The sequence below is a fragment of the Rhizobacter sp. genome (assembly GCA_019635355.1).
In the GTDB taxonomy this organism is placed as follows: Bacteria; Pseudomonadota; Gammaproteobacteria; order Burkholderiales; family Burkholderiaceae_C; genus Rhizobacter.
Window position 1 is genome coordinate 53,353 of record JAHBZQ010000002.1, and the last position, 23,419, is coordinate 76,771.

The 23,419-nt window shown below is 66.4% G+C and carries 19 protein-coding genes; 4 read left to right on the plus strand and 15 right to left on the minus strand.

Annotation, left to right across the window (positions count from 1 at the left end; all coding sequences use genetic code 11):
* Nucleotides 1-1,437: 1,437 nt before the first annotated feature.
* The 4 genes from KF892_24965 to KF892_24980 form a co-directional block, all read right to left on the minus strand.
* On the minus strand, nt 1,438-3,030 hold the full coding sequence (locus KF892_24965) for an ABC transporter ATP-binding protein (GenBank protein ID MBX3628262.1): 1,593 nt from the start codon (nt 3,028-3,030) through the stop codon (nt 1,438-1,440).
* Nucleotides 3,023-4,837 (minus strand): asparagine synthase, encoded by a 1,815-nt coding sequence (locus tag KF892_24970; GenBank protein ID MBX3628263.1) that lies wholly within the window; start codon nt 4,835-4,837, stop codon nt 3,023-3,025. Before KF892_24970 ends, KF892_24965 begins: the two co-directional genes overlap by 8 nt.
* A 20-nt stretch (nt 4,838-4,857) precedes the next feature.
* Complete coding sequence (locus tag KF892_24975; protein ID MBX3628264.1) at nt 4,858-5,589, minus strand: lasso peptide biosynthesis B2 protein; 732 nt, start codon at nt 5,587-5,589, stop codon at nt 4,858-4,860.
* 134 nt (nt 5,590-5,723) lie between these two features.
* Complete coding sequence (locus KF892_24980; GenBank protein ID MBX3628265.1) at nt 5,724-5,843, minus strand: lasso RiPP family leader peptide-containing protein; 120 nt, start codon at nt 5,841-5,843, stop codon at nt 5,724-5,726.
* A 442-nt stretch (nt 5,844-6,285) separates the two neighbouring features.
* On the opposite strand from KF892_24980, the gene KF892_24985 reads away from it, so the two are divergent.
* The 3 genes from KF892_24985 to KF892_24995 all read left to right on the plus strand — a co-directional run bounded on the left by KF892_24985 (nt 6,286) and on the right by KF892_24995 (nt 9,605).
* Nucleotides 6,286-7,221: a hypothetical protein gene (locus tag KF892_24985; protein ID MBX3628266.1), complete on the plus strand. Its 936-nt coding sequence runs from the start codon at nt 6,286-6,288 to the stop codon at nt 7,219-7,221.
* Nucleotides 7,222-7,687: 466 nt separating this feature from the next.
* A complete protein-coding gene (locus KF892_24990; GenBank protein ID MBX3628267.1) occupies nt 7,688-8,353 on the plus strand; it encodes a site-specific integrase in 666 nt (221 codons plus the stop codon).
* Nucleotides 8,354-8,366: 13 nt separating this feature from the next.
* Nucleotides 8,367-9,605 (plus strand): DUF1173 domain-containing protein, encoded by a 1,239-nt coding sequence (locus tag KF892_24995; protein ID MBX3628268.1) that lies wholly within the window; start codon nt 8,367-8,369, stop codon nt 9,603-9,605.
* Nucleotides 9,606-10,014: 409 nt separating this feature from the next.
* On the opposite strand, the gene KF892_25000 is transcribed toward KF892_24995, so the two are convergent.
* The 11 genes from KF892_25000 to KF892_25050 form a co-directional block, all read right to left on the minus strand.
* Complete coding sequence (locus KF892_25000) at nt 10,015-10,959, minus strand: hypothetical protein (GenBank protein ID MBX3628269.1); 945 nt, start codon at nt 10,957-10,959, stop codon at nt 10,015-10,017.
* Between the two features lie 16 nt (nt 10,960-10,975).
* A complete protein-coding gene (locus tag KF892_25005) occupies nt 10,976-12,085 on the minus strand; it encodes a hypothetical protein (protein MBX3628270.1) in 1,110 nt (369 codons plus the stop codon).
* A 544-nt stretch (nt 12,086-12,629) separates the two neighbouring features.
* Entirely contained in the window at nt 12,630-14,087 is a 1,458-nt protein-coding gene (locus KF892_25010; protein MBX3628271.1) for an NAD-dependent succinate-semialdehyde dehydrogenase, read from the minus strand.
* Between the two features lie 13 nt (nt 14,088-14,100).
* On the minus strand, nt 14,101-14,880 hold the full coding sequence (locus KF892_25015; GenBank protein MBX3628272.1) for an SDR family NAD(P)-dependent oxidoreductase: 780 nt from the start codon (nt 14,878-14,880) through the stop codon (nt 14,101-14,103).
* A gap of 4 nt (nt 14,881-14,884) precedes the next feature.
* Nucleotides 14,885-16,267 (minus strand): MmgE/PrpD family protein, encoded by a 1,383-nt coding sequence (locus tag KF892_25020; GenBank protein MBX3628273.1) that lies wholly within the window; start codon nt 16,265-16,267, stop codon nt 14,885-14,887.
* A gap of 5 nt (nt 16,268-16,272) precedes the next feature.
* Nucleotides 16,273-17,460, minus strand: a complete 1,188-nt coding sequence (locus KF892_25025) for an acyl-CoA dehydrogenase family protein (GenBank protein MBX3628274.1) — start codon at nt 17,458-17,460, stop codon at nt 16,273-16,275.
* Between the two features lie 11 nt (nt 17,461-17,471).
* The gene (locus KF892_25030; GenBank protein ID MBX3628275.1) at nt 17,472-17,891 is read right to left on the minus strand and encodes an OB-fold domain-containing protein; all 420 of its coding nucleotides are present in this window, start codon (nt 17,889-17,891) and stop codon (nt 17,472-17,474) included.
* A 6-nt stretch (nt 17,892-17,897) separates the two neighbouring features.
* Nucleotides 17,898-19,043, minus strand: a complete 1,146-nt coding sequence (locus KF892_25035) for a thiolase family protein (GenBank protein ID MBX3628276.1) — start codon at nt 19,041-19,043, stop codon at nt 17,898-17,900.
* Between the two features lie 17 nt (nt 19,044-19,060).
* Complete coding sequence (locus KF892_25040) at nt 19,061-19,834, minus strand: enoyl-CoA hydratase/isomerase family protein (GenBank protein ID MBX3628277.1); 774 nt, start codon at nt 19,832-19,834, stop codon at nt 19,061-19,063.
* Nucleotides 19,831-21,057, minus strand: coding sequence for a CoA transferase (locus KF892_25045; protein MBX3628278.1), 1,227 nt, complete (start codon nt 21,055-21,057; stop codon nt 19,831-19,833). Before KF892_25045 ends, KF892_25040 begins: the two co-directional genes overlap by 4 nt.
* A complete protein-coding gene (locus KF892_25050) occupies nt 21,057-22,250 on the minus strand; it encodes a CoA transferase (protein ID MBX3628279.1) in 1,194 nt (397 codons plus the stop codon). The genes KF892_25045 and KF892_25050 overlap by 1 nt, the downstream gene beginning before the upstream one ends.
* A gap of 150 nt (nt 22,251-22,400) precedes the next feature.
* Between KF892_25050 and KF892_25055 the strand changes: the two genes are divergently transcribed.
* The gene (locus KF892_25055; GenBank protein ID MBX3628280.1) at nt 22,401-23,351 is read left to right on the plus strand and encodes a tripartite tricarboxylate transporter substrate binding protein; all 951 of its coding nucleotides are present in this window, start codon (nt 22,401-22,403) and stop codon (nt 23,349-23,351) included.
* The last annotated feature ends 68 nt before the right edge of the window (nt 23,352-23,419 follow it).

Here is a 23,419-nt window from a genome sequence, read left to right on the forward strand (position 1 = left end):
AAGTTGGACTCACGGTGAGTCGACAATGATAACATCCAAAGTGTTGGCAAACTATCCATCGATGAGGTCCGTGAATGAGAATCGCTGCGCTTGTGGTCTTGCTAGTTGGAGCCTGCCATGGGGTTGCGCATGGGCAATTCACTGAGAAGCTCGATCCGCAGATAGCCAGGGCGGGCTTGTACAGTGCGTTAGTCGTGGCCGCGACGAGGAAGATTGATGAGATTGCGGCGGACGGGCTGTCTTCTGTTCTTGCGAATGGCGCCTTTCAAGCGAAGATGTCGCCGCTCGCAATCCGACAGATCAAGGATCTCAAGAACGGCGTATTTCGGTACACCTCCGAAGAGCGAGCCTTGCAACTGATCTCCTGGGTAAACACTGATGCGCAGGAGTTTGTCTCCTCCACTTCTGCTTCGCCAGTCAGTGCCTCTGTTGCGTTTTCACCTAGCTACAACGTGGCGCGAATCTCATGGGCGAATGTCGATAGAGACTATACGTGCCAGTTGACGACCTATCATGGAGCCCCCTCGTATGCAGTAACAAACTCGTCCTTTCAGGTGAGGGAGGCGGCTGCATACAGGATCTACAGGAATAACAGACTGATAGCGACGATTGGGGGGGAGCGCGTCACTGCGGGGCCGAATGCGGCGCTGAATTTGGAACCCCCAAACTTTGGCTCCATTTCCTCTAGGCTTAGGGGGATTATTCCTGGAAATCCAGAGCTCTCCTCTCAGAATTCTGATCCGATACTCTACGACTTTGATCCGTACCAAGGGATGGTTGGTGACTCCGTTAAGTATCGGGTTGAGGCGGTGTTGCTCGGCTGTTTCAATCTGGCGCAACCGCCGAATGCCACGGGAGGTGTCCCGCCGTCGACTCTCCATTCTGAGGCATGGCTTGATTCGGACGGGGACTCTGTCCCTGACTTCTATCCCGCGGCAACCGTTGGGCAACGGAGGGCGCTCCCTGCTTCGCAGGTGTTGGCGTTAACGGTAACGCCCTCATCGATTGTTTCGATTGTCAACGACATGAATGTGGCTGCCATTCCAGCCTCCGCAACAGTCTCCGGAGGAACTCCGCCGTACCAGTACAAGTGGACCGTTTCCCCTGAGAGCAGTGCGACGATTGCCATCTATGGAGATCAGTCTCGAACGCCCACACTTGCGCTGCAGCCTAGCGCTCAGTGCGAGCTCAGCATGTTTGAAGTTCAGTTGATCGTCCATGACAGTATCGGTCGGGCGCGGGCTGCGAACATTGATGGTCGAGTCAGGTCTAGGCCTTGGACTTACGGGTGCCCTTAGGATGGTGCAATCGTTGGTGAATGGCCACCTCTAGGAGTTTGACGCTGGAGACTCCAGAAGAACGTCGGAGGCGCCTGCTTGCGCGGCATTTGACGCCAGGACCCGTACTGATCGAGGAGCCCCTTTTTAGGATGTAGACCTAGGGCCGCACGAGGATGGCGCGGGCAATCGCGATGCGCTGTCGCTCTCCTCCAGAGAGTCTCAGGCCACGTTCGCCGACCTGGGTGTCGTAGCCGTCGGGCAGCGAGGCGATGAAGGCATGGATCTGCGCTTGACGTGCGGCCCCTTCGATCTCCTCGCGAGAGGCGTCCAGCCTGCCGATGCCGATGTTTGCGGCGATGGAGTCGCTGAAGAGGGTGGTGTCCTGCGCGACGACCGCGACGCTTTGGCGCAGGCGGTCGAGTGCCATACGTTGAATGGGCCACCCGTTCCAGAGGATCGTGCCGGACGTGGCCTCGTGGAGTCTCGGCAGCAGGCGGGCGAGCGACGACTTGCCGGCTCCGCTGTGGCCGACGATGGCCATCGTGCTGCCAGCTGGCACGTGGAGGTCAAGTCCCCGGAGAGCCGGCTCTCCTCGGCCGAGGTCGAGGTGCACGGCCCTGAACAGCAGGTCGGGTGGACCGTCGTTGGTCAGGTGAGGCGGTGGGGCGTCTGCCGTTGCGGATCCGGTTGCGGGCGGCTGCACGGCCGTCTCCGGCTGCATGCGCATGACCTCGAGCAGGGGACCGGTGAACTCCAGGCTCTGGGCCAGGTCCCGTATGGCCGAGCCCAGCAGTTCCAGTGGTCGGACCATCTGGAGCATGCAGACGGTCACGAGCACGAATCCGCCCATCGTGAGCGAGCCCGAGGCTGTAGCCTGGCCGGCGATGAAAAGGGACGATCCCACCGAGGTGGTGAAGGCCGCGGCGACTAACAGACCCGTTCTGGCGCGCTGCGCGTGCAGCCTGGCCCATCGGCCCTCGAGCAGGCGGGAGGCTTCATCGAAGCGCGTGCGCGCCCTCGGCGCAGCACCGAAGCACTTGATCGTCTCGATGTTGAGGAGCTTGTCCGCCAGCTCGCCGTGAAGCTGCAGGCCGGCCTGTGAGACCGACTTGCCGTGGATCCGCGCCCGTCGGGCGCCGCGCGCGAAGATGAGGCCGTAGGCCAAGGCACTGAGCGCAAAGATCCCGACGAGGGCGGGTTGCCCGAGCTGCGCGAGGACGAGCAGCACGGTCAGCAGCTCGACCAGCACCGGGAGGCACTGCAGGAGGCTGTTGAGCCCCATTTGGCACCCGGCCGCCGCTTGCACCAGGCCGTTGGCGAGCGCGCCGGTGGACCGCCCGGTGTGGAAGGCGAGCGGCAGTTCCAGGAGATGGGCGAGGTATCGCCGGCTGAGTCGGGCATGCAGACGCTGCTCGGTCAACCCGGCGAGGAACAGCCGGAGTTCGGCCAGCACGCGGCCGACAGCCAGGGCCAGCAGGTAGGCCGCGCCGAGCCAGAGCATGGGGCTGGGGTCGGAGGAATGCGCGGTGCTGGCGGCACTGCCATCGTCGACCTGCGAAAGTCTCAGGGCGTCGACGAGGTGCTGAAGTGCAAGCGGCGCGAGTCCGGCGAGCACGCTGCCGGAGGCTGCCAGCACCAGGATTGCGGCAAGCTGGCAACGGAGCCGCGGGTCCGCCGAGTCGGCCAGCAGCTCCAGAAGAGACCGGAGTGTCGCCAGTGCCGTGGGTGGACGATTCAGGGCATCAGCCACGCTGGCTCCGCAGTGCGGTCCACCTGCGGTGCCAGGCCTCGATGGCGAGCAGCATGTGAATCTCGCCCGGGCGAACGGAACCTGCGCCGGCCTGGGCTGAGAGTGCCTGCTCGGCGCGCTGCCTGTCGACCAGTCCTTGCCGGACCAGCACGCCGTCGAGCAGGAGTTCCCGGGTGAAACCGAGGTTGCGGTCCAGGATGGTCTGCAGCACTTCCTGTAGACCGCCTTTGGATCGGCGACGGGCGATCTCAGGGGGAAGGTCTCCCCAGAACGCCTCTCGGACCAGTCCTCGTGCCTGCCCCTTGTGGGCAAGAAGGTAGCTGGGGATGCGGAGGCAGAGCTCAATCAGCGGTTGTGACAGCAGCGGGTGCACCAGCTCTGGCGCCGCCTCGCGGTGCCAGGGGTCGTAGTAGCTGCCGACCTGGACGAGCTGAAGCACCTGCTCGAGCTTGCCGATGGGCAGCTCGGCGACTTCACTTCTCACCGGGTGTGCGAATCGCTCCGCGTCGGCCGTGGACGACCAGACGGCTTCGGAGACCAAGGTCCAGGGCCGGTGGATCAACGGTGGCGGCAGGCCCTTTCGCAGGCGGTCGGCGATGGCCTGACGCAGCACCTCCTTGAGGGACACCTTGCCCAGTCGTGCCGCGTCCATGAGCGCAGCGGGCAGCCCGCGATCGATGCCGCGAATGCGGAGGTAGTCGGCGGCGGGCCACCAGCGCTGGAACTCGAAGAAGAGCTGGTCGCCGCCTGCCCCGGTGAACATCACGGTCGAGCCGATCCGCCTTGCCAGCTCGGCGTCCGTTCGTCCGGCGATGCGGCCCGCGTAGGGTGCAGGGCGGGGCATCAGCGCGAGGTCCAGGATCCGTTCCAGCACAAAGTCCTCGTCGCGTCGCAGCTCGACGAGCTCGAGGCCGGCGCGGCTTGCCGCCAGTCGGGCGAAGTGCCGCTCGTCGCTGTCGGCGCCGGGCGAGTGGTAGTTCAGGCAGGTGACGGCTGTGTGGGTCTGGTCGGCCGAGAGGCAGGCGGCGAGGATCGATGAGTCCAGGCCGCCGGACAGGCGCAGCACGAGGGAAGGGTAGACCTCGGCCCAGGCTCGCACGCACTGGCGGACGGTGCGGCGCAGCGTGTCGCGGGCCAAGGAGACGTCGTCCAGCGGCGCGGCCAGGGCGTGGTCCGAGAGCTTCCACAGAAGCCGGGACCTTCTTGCACCTGGACCGAGGATCACGCACTCTCCCGCCAGCACCTGCGTCACGCCTTCGAGGGCCGTGGGCCGGCCGCCGAGGTCACCAAGTGCCAATTGGGCTGCCAGGCTCGGCCAGTCGATCTCCGGAACGGGCAAGGCAGGCGGGCCGTTCAGGAGGTCCTCGAGCCAGGAGAAGCAGAGGTCGATGTCGCCATGCCGGACCAGAAAACACGGCAGGCCGCCGCTCGGGTCCCGGAGCACCTGGGCATCGGCACCCGGTGAGACGACGAATGCGATGTAGCGTCCCCAGTACCGGTCGACCAGATGCCTGCCGCCGGTGTCCTCGATCTGCGTCGTCTCTCCTGGGGCCGTCACGAAGTGGTCGGCCTCGATACGGCGGGCTTCGCTGTCGAAGAGTCGCCCGAGGACCAGGCCTCGGTTTCCTGCAAGCGGGTAGGACTCGTTGATGCCGGCGCGCTCACCCGTCACGAGAACCTGCAGCCCCTCGCCGGAGAAAGTCAGCCGCCAGCCAGGCTGGCTTCGGATGGCAGTCGCCAGACTCATGGCCTGGGCGGTGGCGGCATCCGAGCGCGTGTTCCAGTGCAGCGCGACGTAGCGGAGCATGTGGTCGGTGCGTCGGTTGGCTAGGCGACCAGGATCGGCTCGTAGTGACGGACGGTGTCATGCAGGTCGTTGACGACCATGCTGCCCATCTGCACCCAGGCATGCGCCGCAAAGGGCTGCGACTTGACGCCGATGACCCAGTGCGCGGCGATACCCTCCCTGGCCAGGAAGCTGACGCAGGTGAGAGAGTCATGCAGGCAGCGGTCCCGCGCGGTGAGCAGCAGTGGTCGCAGCCGGTGGAACGCCGAGATCGCGGCGTCGAGTCTCGAAGACGACTCGGCCTCTGCGGGCGGATGCGGGTCTCTCGCGTGGGTGACCTGGGTCGCGATCTCCTGGAGCGAGCGGGTCCGGATTGCGCGGCTCGCCCAGACCGCCGCGCCGATGAGGTGCCAGGCTCGGCGTGCGCCGACTGGAGGGGTTGGGTTTGCGGCGCTGGGCTCCCAGGAAGTCGTGGCGAGGGGCAATGGCTGGTCTTCCACCGGTACGGGCGGCAGGCGGGTCAGCAGGTTCTGCTTGGCCAAGGGACGGAGCAGCTTCTCGGTGTTGTGGGTACCCAGGCGGATGGGCAACAGCTGCCGGCCTTGCGGTAGCGGCGGGTCGCCTTTGACCAGGCGGGCCCACAGGTCTCCTGGGACGGACAGGTACCTGCTGCGACGCAGGTCCAGCAGGACGACCTGGTCGGTCAGGACGCAGGCCCGAACGTGGTCGGCGAGCCGCAGCGGACATGGCAGGGTTTCGTCGGCGGCGTCCATGAAGAGCATGCGTGTTGCGCCGGTTCAGTGCCTGGGCACGGTGACAGGGCATGGTGGCGGGCCACCGGTGGCGCAAGCCAACCGGTGGCCAGGAACGGCTGCGGTTCAAAGCGATCGCAGCGGGTACCGCCGGCTCATTCGCGGTAGATGTAGTCGGGGTTCTCCTCGCCCAGCAGCGGGAAGTTGTGCCCCTGGGTCAGCGCCTTGGCGTCGCCCAGCTCGATGACTTCCGGCGTTTCGAGATCCTTCTCCATGTCTGGCTCCTTGAGGGTTGGGAACAGGATTGCCGGTGACCTGAGGCGTCAACGGCGTCGACACGGTAGGTCGCGTACGGGCTGTTGCTCAAGTGGGATCTGGATGTGATGTCGGTCGTTCGGTCGGGCCGGCAGACAGCGCCTGCTGGTGCAATCGCATTGCATCCACTTCGATGGGTAGGCACAGCAGCCGTGCTTGCATTCGGTCGTGGAGACCTTTGCTGCCTTCAGGGCACCTCTGTGTCGGAGTGCCTGTCGCAGCTGGCCTGCGGGAGGCTTGGGGCACAACTTACAAAACTCCACTGAGGGGTTGGCTTGCCTCAGGCGTCTATCGAAGATGGCGCAGCAGGATGCCCCCAGGACTGGCGACTCAAGGCCGAGAACGACCTGGCATCTCTGCTGGCAGGCTGCCGTCGGCCGAGAGTTCTTCCCCGAACTCTCGTTGCGCGCCAAAATTCGTGACCGCGTCGTCGATGCCCACCGAACCCGCGGTCGGGTGCTGGTCGACTACTGCCTGCTGCCGACCGAGATCCATCTGATTGCCGAGCTTGAGCATGGCGATGCGCCGGGAGACCTGGCCAGAGCCATCGGCAGTGTCGTGACGCGCTGGGTCAGGGAGGCCTGGCCGGTGCGCAGTCCGGTGCTGGCGGGTCCGTTTCATGCCCACCAGATCCAGGACGAAGAAGACCTCCGTCGCGAGATTCGCTTGCTGGCCTGGCGACCGGTGGCGCTGGGCGCGTCGAGGGGGCCGACCTTCCATCGGGACGGTGCGCTTCGTGTTGCCCTGGGGCGCCGACCTGGCGATGGATTCGACTCGCGACCGATGTTGTGTCTGTTCGGAACGACGGTCGTCGGCGCCCGAGCTGCGCTTCTCTCCTGGGTCCTGCAGAAGCCATCAGAGGCCGAGAGGCGTGCCTGGGAGATCTCGCGCGGACTGGTGCTGGTCCGAAGCGGCCAGGAGGGGCAACGTCTCGTTGCGCGCCAGGTCAAGAGCCAAGCGGCTGCCGCGCTGATTGCCGCGGCAGGTGACCAGGGCGTCGAAGGAGCGATTCGGTTGCTTGCGACCTGGGTGAGCGCAAGGATGGGCGGTGCGGGAGCCGTGGATCTCCACGCTGGTGTGGATGCTGCCGCTGTGCGTGGCCGGGCACTGGTCGCGCGGCTGGTAAAGGAACACAGGCTCTGCTCGTCGGCGACGGTGGCAAGGCACTTTGGGCGCACCAAGGCGACCCTGAGCGAGCAAATGCTGGCCAGCCGCGGGCGATTGGCGGACTCGGAGATCGTTCACACGCCGATCTCACGCATCCTCGATGACGTCTCCAGCCTTCGCTCGGCTACTGGGCCGTCCGTCGTCGACCAGCCCGTCATCGACCCGCCCTAGGCGCGGTCCACGACCGAACGTTGACACGACTCGTGCCAGTGATCGGAGATGGAAGATTGCTCCGTGCCGCAGCTATGGCCGTAGCAAGCTCTTGTCGCACCTGACGCTGCAGTTCGGTGACCTTGAGGGCTTTACGGGGCAACGAGGTTCGGAGCATGTTTGTGGCGCCGGGCTGAGCGCCTGGAGGAGATGCTCGATGCAGGAAGTCGAACCGGCAAGGACCGATGGGGTCCTGCGATCGATCAGGATGCTGAAGGCGGTCTTGGATGGCGAGACCTACGAGTGCGTCGCTGAGCGGTTCGGCGTGACGCGCACCGCGGTGGAGCGCCGCATCAAGAACCTGGCCATCAGGTTGTGCCGCCGTGGCGGCATCGAGGGGATGAATCCTGATGCGCCTGCCTTCGTGCAGCGCCTGAGGAATCGGCGAGACGCGCTTCTCGCGGCACTCGATGAATTCGAGCCGGAGGTGCCTGACCGCTCGCGCTCGAGCCGGATCGTCAGCGCCCAGGAGATCGAGAGCGCCGCGCAGCGCATCCGGGGCCGGAGCAGCCGGCCCTGGCACGACCAGGCCTTGTTCCTGCTGCCGTTCGCAACCGGGGCGCGGCCGCTTGAGATCGCGAGACTCGAGGTTCGCGACTACCTCAACAGCGACGGCACGGTGCGCATCGCTTCTGAGATGCGTGCAGAGGCCACGAACTCCGGGCGGGCACGGCCGCTGTTCTTCACCAGTGGCCGGCTCAATGCGGCGCTGGACCTCTACCTGGCCGAGAGGCTCGCCCAGGGCCTGGGATTGGGCGATCCAGGGGCCTTCCGGGGGCTGAAGCCTGAGAGCCCGCTGTTTCTGTCGGCCAGTGGGGAGGGTTTCAGGATCATCGAGATCCGGGAGGGAGGGCAGTGCCGCTGCCTGTGCCGCTCGATCCAGGAGGCCTACCGCAAGCTGTTCCGGTATGCCGAGATGCGCAACGTGACGGCACTGTCCGTGCGGTTGACGTTGGCCATGCGGTTGTACGAGCGCGGTGCCGACGAGGAGCAGGTCGGGCTGCTGTTCGGCATCCATGGCCGAGGTGCGGTGCGGGAGTTGTTTCCGCGGCCCCGCCCGCCGGTGTCCGAGTTGGTGCGTGAACTGATCTGACCGGGACGCTTCTGTGGAAGGGCAGCGGTTCTCGATCCTGGGGCAGGCGTGGACGGAAGACGATCCGGGCTGGCAGTCGGTGCTGGCCCGTGCGCACGACACGACGGAGCGGCCGCGGTGTCTGTGTGTGCCGGGCGGCGTCGAGATGTACGTTGCGCGGCATGGCCAGCTGGTCGTGAAGCGGATGCCAGACTCAGGGAGCCGTCATCACCCGGCGTGCCCCTCCTACGAGCTGCCGGCCCAGGCTTCGGGCTTGGAGGAATTGCTGGGCGAGGCGGTCATCGAGTCGGAGACGGGTGAGGTCGATCTTCGTGTCGACTTCCCGTGGACGCGCACCAACGGCAGGGGTAGGGGCTCTGCGCAGAGGGAGTCCGACCCGGCTGCGGAGGTGGCAGTCGAAAGACGGTGCATGAGTCTGCGGGCGCTGATGCACTACCTGTTCGAGCGAGCAGGCTTCAACCGCTGGACACCGGCGATGGAAGGCAGGCGCAACCAGGGCGTGCTGCACAAGTACCTGATGGAGGCCGCGGCGGACGTCTCGGTGAAGGGCGAGGCGCTGGTCGATCGCCTCTATGTCCCGGAACCGTTCAGCGAGGCCACACGCGCCGAGGCGTCTTGCCGCCGGCGGCAGAAGCTGGCGCTGCTGCGGCATGGAGAAGGATCCGTGCCGCTGGCACTGGTGATGGGCGAGTTCAAGTTGTCCGAACCCGCTGTCGGCGGGCATCGGGTGTGGGTGAAGCACATGCCGGACGCGCCGCTGCTCGCCGACGACAAGGCCTGGCGCCGTATCGAACGGGCTTTTGCGCCGGTGCTGCAGGCGCCGGATGCGGACACCGGCCACAAGGTCCGCCTGATGCTGGCCGCCCTGGTGCGGGCGCGCCGCGAGTACACCTACCAGATCGATGCAGCCTACCTGATGCTGATGAGCGAGGAGTGGATTCCGCTGGAAGGTGTGCACGAGGTGCCGCTGGTCCAGGCGCTGGTGGCACAGCGCAGGCGCTTCCTGAAGCCGCTGAGGTACGACGCGCGGTCGGCCGCGGGGTTTGCGAATGCGCTGCTGCTGGATGCGGGGCCGGGGCTGGTTCCGCTGCACTTGGTGAGCGGGTTCATGTCCCCAACCGATCGAGGCGCCAAGGAGCGTTCGCTCGCGAGGGCGGATGGCGACGCGTGGGTGTGGAGGACGGATCGGCCCATGCCGCCATTGCCTGCCGTCTCGACCGCCTCTCGCTCCGCCAGCTTGCGCGCGAGCTAAGGGCGAGGTCTGGTCATGCGCTCGGCAGTATGCGGTGGTGGCGGCAGTTAGGGGTCGAGACCGAGAAGTGGCGTGACTGACACCACTGGGCCTCGAGCTCAAGATTGGGTACGGCCACTCTCTCTGCGAGGCCAGTGTCAGCGACCGCAGGAACCTGCCGTTCGACGTCTGCCGGCGCCTCTGGTCGCAGTGCCCAGGACGCTGTCATCAAGCCCGTTTGCCTGCTGCAACTGAGCGCCACCAGCCAAGTCGTGACTACGTCAGTTCTCCATGGGCGCCGTGAGGCGGTACCGACGCAAAGCCGCCATCTGGTTGGGTGTCACCGCTCTGTTCTGCTGCACCAGTCGCCGATTCGCCTAGAAAGTCGGAGTTCAGCCGCAGTTCATGTCGATAGGCGGTCCTGCCCAAGCTATGGCTCCAACGCGGACTGGAGGAGACCATCGTTGAGGAGTTGCTCGACTGCATCGGCCTGGTTCCGGTCGCGACCCCGCTTGATGAACTCACGTTTCTCCAGTCCGGACATCCATCGCTTGAACTTGACGAACACCCTTGGGTCGACGGTCCGCATGCGTGCCATCGAGCCGTCCACGCCGATCACGATGCGCTCGAAGACGGGCGAGTTGAGAAACAGCTGCGCGTTTTCGGCCTGGACGGGGTAGATGTCGCCATCGTTGTCGGACACCGAGAAGGGTTCGCTGTCACCGGGTTCCTTTCGACGGAGGAAGTCAACCGCGAAGCCGTCCTCGTTCTTGGCTGACTCCTTCTGCTCCTCGTCACGTTCGAACGTCGAGTCGACGCGCTGCAGGAGTTGGATCATGCTCCCCCCCGCGGCGCCGAGCTCCCGCACGAGGCGCATCCGCTGCTGCACGTCCAGCAGAACGTCGACGTCGTTGGTGGCCGTCGTCGCGGGATCGAAGGTGACACCCGCCGCGGCTTCGTACGCGTAGAGCGCATACGTGCCGATGACCTTGCAGAACCCTCCCAGGCCCGAAGCTTGGAACTCATTGAGGATACGGATCACGATCGGGTCCACACGATTCGCACCCGTGGTCCGATTGAGGTTCTGGCAGATCCGAACTTCCTCGCTGCACGCGGCAAGGGCTTGCCGAGCTGCGAGTTGCGCATCGACGTATCGCCGATGTACGCCGACAAGTCGGTCGGTCTTGGGCCCGAGTTGATGCACCGTGCCGTTTGCGTCGGTCTTGATGAGAAGGGTGCCGCTCTCCGACTGCTGCCAGGACATCGTACTCTCGTACTTCTTGATCGTGGCCAGGGCTTTGGCTTGGTCGTCGTAGGCTGCGACCGAACGGGCAAGCTGCTGGATCGCGCTGTCTTCCAGAGGTGTGTACGCCAACCTCGTGCTCCGTCGTCTACAGCGGTATCGGCTGTTTCACGTGCAGCTGGCCGCCATCGGCGGCTGTCTCGTCGCAGCCGACGATCGATGCCCATGCGCGGATCTTGCTGTCGAGTTCGCGTTGCGACGCGTCGTCGAGCTTGGTCACGATCATCGAGTCGTCGATCATCTTCTCAACGACGCGCAGGCTCAGCGCAGCTTCGTCTGTTGGGGCCGAATGCGGCATGGTGTCGCAGGTGCGCTTGAGGACGGTGACGTACGCCTTCGGATCGAGCGTGCGCATCACTGCCATCTTTCCTGTCCTGCCAACGACCACCTGCTCGAACGGCGGCGCATGGTCTAGCCACTTCGTCAATGACTCATGGCGGGTGAGCCATTCAGCGTGGCTCATGGCTTCCGGAACCTTGTCAGGGGACGTCCGCGCCCTCGTCGAGATCTTGAGACGAAGCTTTCCGGCTTCTTGAGACGGTGCCTTGTCTTTCTGGCTCGTGTGGCTGAAAAAGACATGCAGTCCGACCCAACGAGAGTTGCTGGGCGAACTCACCTCAACCTTGTCGACGTGACTGATCTTCTTCATCATCGTCTTGAAGTCGACCTTCGGACTCGCCGACCGTTGAACCAGGAGGTGTACACACTCCGGATGCCTTGGCAGCAGACTCCGCCGTTGGCCATCCATCGTGACGCCTGCGAGGTTCACGCCGGAGGACTGCCCATACGCATACAACGCCGGCGGACCTACTACGAGACTGTTCTGTGAGAGTCCATGCTCTTCGAGCTCACCGAGCATCTCGATGATCTCGGTGGGCACTGTGCCGGCATGCACGGCCTTGTTCATGCGTTGGCTGGTCTCGACGCTCTCTTTGAGGCGCTTGTACCGCTCCTTCAGGCGAAGCTTCTTCGCCTTGAACTCGGTGATCTGCGCCTCGGTGGCCGGTGATCGAACGCCCTTGTAGTGCGTCGTGCCCTTGACCTTGTGCGCAAGGTACTCGTACTCACCGATGGGCTTCCAGAAGAGGCTTCCCTCCAAGGCCACAAGCTCACGGCGGACACGGGTGTACTCCCGGAAGAGCCGGGTCGAGTCGATAGTCTGCTTTGCGGCGAGGTCAGGGATTCGAGGGAGTTCCATTTGCACCCGCAGTGTGGTTTCCTTGATGTCTGGGGTAAATCTATGACAATCAATAGCTTACGATGTGTCGAGAGCGCGATGGTAGCAGCGATGAAGCGGCGATAGATGGGTGGTTTACTCCAAAAGTCGGTAACTTTGACAACTTGGAGCAAGCCGCGACGCAAGCGTTCCCTGGACTCCCTGGCCCGGACTGTGTCAATCCGAGCTTCAGAGCCGCGATCCGAGCGCCAACGGGAGACCGCACTCGGAAGTCGTGACCGAGGGCTCTTGGCCGAGACCTGTCGCAGCAGCAGTGATAGGCGGACGCCAGATTCGCTGACGCCATGACCGTCCGCCCCCTCCAGGAGCGGTCACCACCCGTTCGCAAGCGAAGGACTGCTAGTGGTCTTCATGCCACCGGCATGTGGGCTTGGGTGAGTTGCGTTGGTCGGTGGCTGCATACTGCTCCATCTGACCGACTTCAATGATCACGCACTCCAGCGAGGTCGCGCATCCAAGTGGTTTGCGCCGCATCGTCGGCGGCTTAGCGGAGGGGAAGAGCAGGTCAGCGCGGCTGCAGTCCGGCCATATTGATGTACTTCATCACCAAGTAGTCGTCGATGCCGTGACGCGAGCCTTCACGGCCCAGGCCTGACTGCTTCACGCCCCCAAACGGCGCCACTTCGTTGGAGATCAACCCAGTGTTGACGCCCACCATGCCGTACTCCAGCCGCTCGGCCACGCGCCAGACGCGGCCCAGGTCTCGGGCGTAGAAGTACGAGGCAAGGCCGAACTCGGTGTCGTTGGCCAGCGCGACGGCCTCGTCCTCAGTGTCAAAGCGGAAGAGCGGTGCGACGGGACCGAAGGTCTCCTCACGCGCCACGGCCATCGAGGTGGTCATGTCGGCCAGTACTGTGGGCTCGAAGAAGCTGCGGCCCAACGCGTGCGGTCGGCCGCCAATCAGTACGCGAGCGCCCTTTGCGGTGGCGTCTTCAATGTGCTCCTGCACCTTGCGCACCGCAGCGCCGTCGATCAGTGGGCCGATGCGCACGCCGTCCTCCGCACCGTCGCCCACCTTCAGACCGTGCACGGCACGCACCAGCCGCGCCGCGAAGTCATCGTATACGCGACTGTGCACGTACAGGCGGTTGGCGCAGACGCAGGTCTGGCCGGCATTGCGGAACTTGCTGACCAGCGCTCCCTCCACCGCCGCATCGAGGTCGGCGTCCTCGAAGACGATGAAGGGCGCGTTGCCGCCCAACTCCATCGAGACCTTCTTCACCGTGGCCGCGGTCTGCGCCATCAGAGTGCGGCCAACCTCGGTACTACCAGTGAAGCTGAGTTTTCGCACGGTGGGGTTGGTGCAGAGCTCGGTGCCGATGTCGGCGGCCGTTCCGGTGACCACCGAAAACACACCTTGCGGCACGCCAGCACGTTCGGCCAGCACGGCCAACGCAAGCGCCGACAGCGGTGTTTGCGAGGCTGGCTTCAGCACCATGGTGCAACCTGCAGCGAGGGCCGGACCAACCTTGCGCGTGATCATCGCGGCTGGGAAATTCCACGGCGTGATGGCCGCGCACACGCCGATGGGCTCACGCGTGACCACGATGCGCTGGTCCGTCACCGGCGCAGGTATCGTCTCGCCGTAGACCCGTTTGCCTTCCTCGGCAAACCAGTCGAGAAATGACGCGGCGTAGCCGATCTCACCTCGGGCTTCGGTCAGCGGCTTGCCTTGCTCGGCCGTCATCAGACGGGCCAGGTCTTCCTGGTGCGCGGCCATCAGTTCGGACCAGCGGCGCAGGATTGCTCCGCGGTCCTTTGCCGTGCGCGCACGCCACGTAGGCCAAGCGCGGGCGGCGGACTCGATCGCGGTGCGCGTCTCGGCGGTGCCCAGCTTGGGCACGCTGGCGATCAGCTTGCCGGTGGCGGGGTTGTGCACGTCGATGTGTGCGGCACCGCTGCACCACTCGCCGGCGATGAAACACTGTTCGCGCAACAGTGAGCGGTCTTTCAGGTCGATCATGTCGGAGTCTCCTTCAGCCGCGGTGAGCGCTGCCGCCGTCCACCGTGACGATGGTGCCGCTGACGTAGCTGGCGCGCGGCGAAGCGAGAAAGGTGACCACATCGGCAACCTCCTCTGCCCGCGCCGGGCGGCCGGCGGGCAGGCGCGCGGTGTCCAGGCACTCGGCCCAGCGCTCGGCGTCGCCCCACTGCTGCAGCGCCTGCTGTCGCAGCAAGGTCTGCATGCGTTCGGTGGCCACCAGCCCGGGGTTGACGCCGACGACACGCACGCCGTGGTCCATCGCCGCGGCACCGACACCGCGCGTGAAGGCCATCAGTGCCGCATTGCCGGCCGAGCCAGCGATATAGCCGGCGCTGGGCTTTTCGCCGGCCAGGCCGATGACGTTGACAACGACACCGCGGCGGCGCGCCTGCATGCCGGCCAACACGACACGGCAGAGGTCGATGCTGCCGAATACCTTCAGTGCCCAGGCCTCGCGCCAACGGTCTTCGTCGATGTTCTGCAGGTCGCCACGCGGGATGGCGCCAGCGTTGTTGACGAGAATATCGAGCTCGCCGCAGGATGCCGCCAGTGCACCGGGTGCACCGCGCGCCGAGAGATCGCAGGCATGGACCTGCGGCTTCACAGCGCCCGTGGCGGCGATCTCGTCGGCGAGCGCCTTCAGTTCGTCCTCTCCGCGTGCCGCCAGGTGCAGCACGCATCCTTCGCGGGCCAGTGCGAACACCACCGAGCGCCCAATGCCTTTCGAAGCGCCCGTTACCAGTGCTCGGCGGCCGTTCAGTTGCAAGTCCATGACGTTACAGCGGCGGCAGGTCGGGCAAAACGCGCCGCAGGCTGGCCACCGGCTTGTCGCCCAGCGCGAAGCAGTGCGCTGCGAGTGCCGCGGCATCTCCGCCGCAGCGTGCGTAGCTCAGGCAGTCGGCCACCTTGTCGACCAGTTCGGCATCGCTCAACGGGTCGGCCGCGTCGCCGCGCGCGGTGTTCACGCGTCGCCGCAGCGTGCGGCCGTCGTTCAGCGTCAGCGTCACCTCGGTGAAGCGAGGGAAGGGGGGACCGTCGGCTTCGCTCTTGTGCACACGCGGCAGCGCGGACTGCACGTCGGCGCGCTGCACGGCAGCATCGTCGAAGGTGGACAGGCGCACCTGGCCGTCCACCAGCGCCGCGACCACCGCGTACTCCATGCTGAACTTGCCTTCCAGGCCGGTCTGCGGGCGGTCGTGCAGCAGCGGGTCGAGCCCGCGGTGGTTGCTGAGGATGTCCACGCGCACTACGCCCGCGAGACTCAGGCCGTGTTCGCGGCGCAGGTCCAACACGCCATCGAGCGCGCGGTGCGTGGCGTAGCAGCAGGGGTACTTCTTCACTTCGATGCCGGCGGCTTCGATCTCGGTCGGCGCCAGCCCCAGCGAGGCGAAGGCGGCAGCGAGGTTCTCACCCGCGCCGTACAGTTTCGCGAAGCCGAACTCGCCGTCCAGCGCATCGTGCGCCGCCGTGAAACCCAGTTGCGCCAGCTTGGCCGCACGCACCGCCGAGGCCGCGCAATGCCCGGCCTGGAACGACTTGGCCATGGTGCCGAAGTTCTGCCGCGAGCCAGCGGCCTGCGCCACGGCGAGGCCCAGAGCGTCGGCCGTCTGCGCTTCGTTCAAACCCAGCAGCGACGCACAGGCGGCGGTGCAGCCGATCATGCCCAGCGACGAGGTCGAGTGCCAGCCCTTCGCGTAGTGCCCGATCGCCAGCGCTCGCGAGAGTTTGGCGATGACCTCGAAGCCGACGAGGTAGGCGCGCGCGAACGCGGTGCCGCTGGCGGCCGGCCCGCTCAGGCCTTCGGCCAGTGCCAGCAGCGCCGGCACGATCGAAACGCTGGGGTGCCCGCGCATCGGCGACATCACGTCGTCGTAGTCCAGCACATGCCCGAGAACACCGTTGACGAACGCAGCCGACTCGGCGGGCATCTTCTCCGCGCCGAGCCACGTGGTGGCCGTGCCGCGGCCGACCACTTCGTCCAGCGATCGCCGCGCGAGGCGCGGCGCGTCTTCATGCCGGCCTGCGACCGCGCAGGCATAGGTGTCCAGCAGCGCGCGGAAGGCCGCGTGCCGGTGCGCAGGCGGCGGCACGCGGGTTGCGTTTGCGACGACGTAGGCGGCGATCCGCTGGCTGACCAGCGACTTGTTCGGTTCGACCATGGTGTTCAGACGGGAGGCAAGCCGTTCTTCAGCAGGTCGCGCGCCACCGTCCAGCGGTGCACTTCGCTGGGACCTTCGACGATGCGGTAGACGCGGACCACACGCGAGATGTACTCCAGTGGCAGCTCCTTGCTGACGCCCATGCCGCCGAAGAGCTGGATCGCGCGGTCGGCCACGCGCTGGATCATCTCGGTGGCCTGGACCTTGGCCATCGCGGCGTCCATGCGGAAGTCCATCTGGTTGTCGAGCTTCCAGGCCATGCGGTAGGTCAGCAGGCGCGCCATCTCCAGTTCCTGGTAGCTGTCGGCGATCCACCACTGGACGGCCTGGCGCTCGGCCAGCAGCTTGCCGAAGGTGCTGCGCTGGTTGGCCTGCTCGATCATCATGCGGATACAGCGTTCGGCCAGCCCCAGGCAGCGCGCGGCGATCTCCATGCGGCGCACGCCCAGGCGCTTCTGCAGCGGCGCGAAGGCGTTGCCCACCTCGCCGAGCACGTGTTCGTCGCCCACCTCTACGTCCTGCAAGTGCACCGAGTACGGGTGGTACTCGCCGGCGATGGTGGGAAACACCGACGGGATCGTCAGCCCCGGCGTACCCTTGTCGACCAGGAACGAGGTCATGCCGCCGTTCTTGCCCTTCGCGGGGTCGGTGACGGCCACGACGATGAGGAAGTCGGCCGCGCGAGCGTGGCTGATGAAGATCTTCTCGCCGTTGAGCACCCACTTGCCGTTGCGCCGCACCGCGCTGGTCTTCAACGCGGAGGCGTCGGAGCCGGCGCCGGGCTCGGTGATCGCGATGCTCGACTTCTTCTCGCCGCGCGCGTAGGGCAGGAAGTACCGGTCCACCTGCTCGCCCTTGCAGGCCCACTTCAGCAGGTAGAGGTTGGGGCTGTCGGGCGGCAGAACGAAGGGCACGATGCTGTGCTTGAGCTGCTCGATGACGACGCACTTGGTCAGCGCGCCGAGGTCCTGGCCGCCGAACTCTTCGGGCACGTCGATGCCCCACAGGCCGATGTCTTGGGCCTTGGCCTGCAGGCCGGCTTCGATCTCGGGAGGCAGCGAGGGTTCGTCGCTGTAGCCGCGCTCGGACTCGCGCTTCAGCAGCAGCGGCTCGAGCGGCACCAGTTCGTTCTGTACGAAGCGCGACACGGTGTCGCGGATCATCACGATGTCTTCGGAGAGTTGGAAATCCATGTTCGTGTTTTTCAGCGCAGCTTGAAGCGCGGCAAGGTGATCTCGGGGGTGACGGGCTCGAACACGGCCTGCACCGCATCGCCGACCTTCGGCACATTGTTGGGCACACCGACGACGTTGCTGTACATGCGCGGCCCTTCCTCCAGCTGCACCAGCGCGACGTTGTAGGGCACGTCCTCCTTGAAGCCAGCGTGGTAGACCTGATGGAAGACGATGTACGAATAGATGTGGCCGCGGCCCGAGAGCGTGCGCCAGTCGAACGCGTACGACAGGCAGCGCGGGCAGACGTGGCTGATCGGGAAGCGCGTGTGGCCGCAGTCGGTGCAGGTCTGCATGCTCAGGCGCCCTTCGCGCGCGGCAGTCCAGAATGGACGGTTCTCGTCGTTCAGCGTCGGCAGCGGCTTGGCGTAGGGGAGGTGGTTCTCGTTCATTTCTCTTCAGCCCCTGCGCAGGATGTTGGCGTTGGCGCAGTTCAGCGCCTGCCCGCGGCCGGTGACCAGGCAGACCTCGGCGCCTTGCACCTGGCGCGGCCCGCATTCGCCGCGCATCTGGCGCACGCCCTCGACGATGTGCAGCCAGCCTTCCATGTACGACTCGGAGTGGTTGCCGCCCGCGGTGTTGACGGGCAGCTCGCCTCCCAGCCGGATGCGCCCGTTCTCGACGAACGAACCGGACTCCCCCACCTTGCAGAAACCACCGTGTTCGAACCACAGCAGCACGCTGCTGGTGAAGTTGTCGTAGAGCTGCGCCACGTCGATGTCCTTGGGGCCTACACCGGCCATCGCATAGGCGTCGTTGACGGCCAGCTTCTGGTGCGGCACGTACCACCAGTCCTCGTGGTCCATGTTCCGCGTCGTGTAGGCCTGGCCCATGCCGGAGAGCAGCACGACGGGCTTCTTCAGGTCACGCGCGCGTTCGGGTGTCGTGACGATGAAGCAGACGCCGCCGTCGGAGATCAGGCAGCAGTCCAGCAGGTGCAGCGGCTCGACGATCCAGCGCGAGGCCTGGTGGTCCTCGATGGTGATCGGTGTGCGCATCACCGCGTTGGGGTTCAGCGACGCGTGGTAGCGGCAGGCCACGGCGATCTCGCCCAGTTGGCGGCTGGTTGTGCCGTACAGCGCCATGTGGCGGCTGGCGGTGATGGCGCTGTTGGCAGCCGCCGCCATGAAGCCCCAGATGCCCCACGAATCTCCCCAGCCCGAGGCGCGGTTGAACTTGTTGCCGCCGGTTGCAGCGGCGTCGCCGAAGATGCAGGCCACGTAGTTAGCCATGCCGGCGTTGACGGCCAGAGCCGCCTGCTGCAGCAGCGCGCCGGCGGTGCCGCCACCCATGTTCATGCTGCCGGTGTAGCGCGGGTCGATGCCCAGCGCCTCGCCAACACGCAGGTAGTTCAGCGCCGCTTCGGGCGCGGTGGTGCCGGGCATCGTCAGCAGGCCGTCGATCTGGCTCTTGTCCAGGCCGCAGTCGTCGAGCGCGCGCTTGAAGGCTTCAACGGCCAGCGACAGCGGTGTCGAGCCTGGCAGCTTGCCTTGCGCGGTGGCGCCGACGCCGGCGATGGCCGTCTTGTCACGGAGGGGGTGCATGCGGTAAACGTCTCCTCTCAGGCGCCGCGGAACTTGGGCGCGCGTTTTTCGGCGAAGGCGGCGCGGCCTTCGATGCGGTCTTCGCTGGCGTACAGCAGGCCGAAGGCCAGGCGCTCGGCGTCCAGGCCACGTGCCAGCGGAATCTCACCGGCATCGCGCACCAGGCGCTTGACGGCGCGCACGGCCAGCGGTGCGTTGGCGGCAATGCGCTCCGCGATCTGCATCGCCTGCGGCAGCAGCTGTGCGGGGTCGTAGACACGGCTGACGAGTCCGATGCGCAGCGCCTCGGTGGCGTCGCAGCGGTCTCCCGTCAGCAGCATCAGCATCGCGTCGGACGCGCCCACCGCACGCGGCAGCCGCTGCGTGCCGCCGGCACCGGGGATGCTGCCCATCTTCACTTCCGACAGCCCGAACTGAGCAGCACTGGATGCGATGCGGATGTCGCAGGCCAGCGCGAGTTCCAGCCCGCCGCCGATGGCGTAGCCGTTGATCGCGGCGAGCAGCGGCTTGTCGAACTCCATGCCGGCCGTCATCGCCGCCGTCGTGCCGCCGTAGTGCTGGCGCGCGAAGCTGTCGGTGGCTGGCGGAGTCTTCTTCAGGTCCGACCCGGTGCAGAAGGCCTTCTCGCCCGCACCGGTGAGGATGGCCACGCGGATGCGTTCGTCGTCCCGCACCTGCTGCCAGGCGGTGAGCAACTCGGCGCGCATGCCGGGGTCGATCGAGTTCATCGCCTCGGGGCGGTCCAGCGTGACGACGGCCACGTGGCCGTGTACTTCCAGACGCACGCTCATCGCAGCACTCCTTCGCTTTCGAGCGACGCGTATTCCGCGTCGTTCACGTCCATCAGCTCGCGCAGCACCTCGCGCGTGTGTTCGCCCAGGCGCGGCGCCGGCCCTTGCAGGCCCACGGGGGTGCGCGAGCAGCGGAACGGCGGCATGTTGTAGAGCGCGCGGCCCATCTCGGCGTGGTCCAGCGCGAGCCAGTGGCCGCGGTGGGCAAGCTGCGGGTCGTGGTGGATCACATCTGAGGCGTTGTTGACGACGCCGGCCGAGACACCTCGCGATTGCAGCCTGGCCATCAGGTCCTCGGCCTTCCAGCTTGTGGTGGCCGTGGCGATGGCGGTGTCGATCTCGTCGGCGTCGGCGCGGCGGCCTTCGGCCCCTGCCCAGCGCGCGTCGGCCGCCCATGCGGGCTGAGCCAGGGCATTGCACAGCTGCAACCAGCCCGCATCGTCGGCCACGGCGATCGCGATCCAGCGATCGTCGCCTTGGCACGGGTACACGCCGTGGGGTGCCAGGATGGCGTGGCGGTTGCCCTGGCGCGTCTGCACGCGGCCATTGACGGTGAGGTCCAGCAGCGTCGGACCCAGCAGCGCGACGGTGGGCTCCACTTGCGCCAGATCGATGGACTGGCCCTGCCCGGTGCGCCGGCGGTGGCGCAGCGCCGCGAGCAGCGCGAAAGCCGCATGGCAGGGGTTCGGTATGTGATCGGGGTAGTTCGTGCCGGTGCCCGCGGGTTCGCGGTCGGGCAGGCCGCTGAGGTCGTGCAGCCCGGTCAGCGACACCATGCTGGCGCCATAGCCCAGGTAGTCTCGTTCCGGCCCTTGCGCGCCTTGCATCGACATCGCGAGGTAGATGATGTCGGGCTTCATCACCTTCACCGCCTCGTAGCCGAGGCCGAACTTGTCCATTACGCCGGGGGTGAAGTTGTTGGCGACGATGTCGCTCTTTTCGATCAGCCGCCGCACCAGCGCCAATGCGCGCGGGTGCTTCATATCCACCGTGATGCTGCGCTTGCTCGTGTTGCGGTCGGCGAAATAGCCGCTGCGATTCACCCCTGGCACGCCGTCGCGGTAGGGCGCGGCCATGCGCAGCGAATCCAGGCGCTGCGCGCTCTCGATCTTCACGACCTCGGCGCCCATGTCGGCGAGGATCTTGGTCGTGTACGAGCCGGCGCCGAGCCAGCAGAAGTCGGCGACGCGGATGCCGGCCAGCGGCAGAGGAGGGCTGCCCATCACGCGGCCTCCGTCAGCAGTTCGGCGTTGTGCTCGCCCAGTTTCGGCGCACGGCAGCGTTGCCGCCAAGGTGTCGCGGACAGCTTGTAGGGCGCGCCGGGCATGCGCAGGTCGCGCCCCCCCAGGGCCTTTGCCAGCTCGACGAAGTGGCCGCGACTTTGCAACTGGCGGCTCTCCAGCAGATCGGCCGGCGAGCTGACCGGCGCGATCGGTATCTGCCGCGCCTGACCCGCGTGGTACAGCGAGGCCTTGGTGCGCTGCATCGCCCAGGGGGCGAACACCTCGTTGAAGATGCGCTTGGCTTCGTCCGACTGCAGGTGCTGCACGGTGTTCCACGCATCGCCGCGCAGGCGCTCGACGCCGGCCATGCCTTCGTCGGCGAACCACTGCAACGTGCGGCCCCAGAACTTGTTGGCACCGATGCCACCGGCCATCAGGAAGACGTGGCCGTCGCGGCAGGCGTAGACGCCGGTGCCCGCGAAGCGCTGCTCGCCAGCCCAGCGCCTGCGCACGGTGCCCTCCAGGTCGAGGAACTGCACCGCGTTCTCCAGCCCCAGCACGATCGATTCCTGCATCGACACGTCGACGTGTTCGCCGCGGCCGCTGGCCTCGGCCTGCCAAAGCGCCAACATGCCCGCCACGGCGCCGTAGAGGTTGGCGCACAGCAGCGCCTGGTCGCCATGCACCCGCATCGGCGCGGTGTCGGGGTAGCCGCCGAGGTAAAGCATGCCGCCCAGCGCCAGCGCCACGATGTCCTCGGCCACGTACTGCGCGTACGGGCCGGTCTGGCCGAAGGGCGTGATGCTGAGCATCACAAGGCCCGGCTGCAGCGCGGACAGCGCCTCGAAACCCAGGCCGCGCGCGTCCATGACACCGGGGCGTTCGGTCTCGATCAGCAGATCGGCACCCGCCACCAGGCGCCTGAGCTGCGCCTGACCGGGCGCGCTGTCGAGGTCCAGCGTGACACCGCGCTTGCTGGTGTTGTGGTACGCGAAGGCGAGGCTGCGTTCGAGGCCGGGCCGGTCGTCCAGGAACGGGGGCTGCTGGCGCAGCGCGGTGCCACCGGGCGGCTCCACCAGCACCACGTCGGCACCCAACTCGGCAAACAGCTTGCCGGCGTAGTTGCCCATCGCGCCCGAGAGATCCAGCACCCGCAACCCATCCAGGGCACCAGGTTTGCAGTACAAGTCCATATTATGGGTGTCGTGAGCTGATTTCGTCAGGCGTCAAGTATAGGTACAGCCCTATGTTGAATGTCAATTACCCGTGTGATAGCCTTCGATCATTCCTTTTCGGTTGTTCAAAAGAGTCCAAATAGTGGATTAAGTAGAGGAGACATTCGAATGAAGCGATGGATCGCGGCGCTGTGCGCCGGCCTGTTGACCTTGGGCGTGCAGGCGCAGGGTTCGCAGCCCACGCTGCGCGTGGTGGTGCCCTATGGCCCGGGTGGCGGCACGGACATCCTGGCCCGGCTGATGGCACCTCAGCTCGGCGCGCTGCTGGGGCAACAGGTGGTGGTGGAGAACAAAGGCGGCGCAGGCAGCCGCATCGGCACCCAGGACGTGGCGCGCGCCGCACCCGACGGTCAGACCCTGTTGTTCGTGGACACCGCGTTCACGACCAACCCCAGCCTCTACGCCAAGATGTCCTATGACTCGGTACGAGACTTCGCGCCCGTGTCCCTGCTGGCTTCGGCGCCAGTGATCCTGGTCGTGCATCCGTCGATGCCGGCCCAGAACCTGAAGGAGCTGGTGGCACTGGGCAAGAAGAAGCCGCTGCAGTCGGCATCGTCCGGGCCCGGCAGCGCCACCTCGCTGGGAACCGACCTGTTCGCGTCGGTGGCCGGCATCCAGATCCAGCAGATTCCCTACAAGGGCGTGGGCCCGGCGATGGCCGACGTGCTGGGGGGGCAGGTGCCGATGATCGTCACCGGCATCAGCTCGGCCAAGCAACACGTGGACGGCGGCAAGCTGAGGGCCATCGCCGTCACCGGCGACAAGCGGCCGGTTTCGATGCCGAACGTGCCCACGTTCACCGAGGCTGGCGTGCCCGGCGTCGAGGCCGCGTCGTACTGGGGCGCACTCGCGCCCGCGGGCACACCGTCCGCCACTATCGAGAGGCTCAGCCGTGCGATGGCGCAGGTGATCCGCATGCCCGAGATCTCGCAGAAGCTGGGCGAACTGGGATTCAACCCCATCGGCGGCACGGCGGAAGAGTTCCGCACCAACATCCAGACGGAGACCGCGCGCTGGGCCGCGGTCATCAAGGCCACCGGCGTGAAGCTCGAAGACTGAACCGGCGCGCGAAGCGCCACAAGGCGCTTCGCGCCAGGCCCCGGGGCCGAGCGCGATCCCGCGCGCGA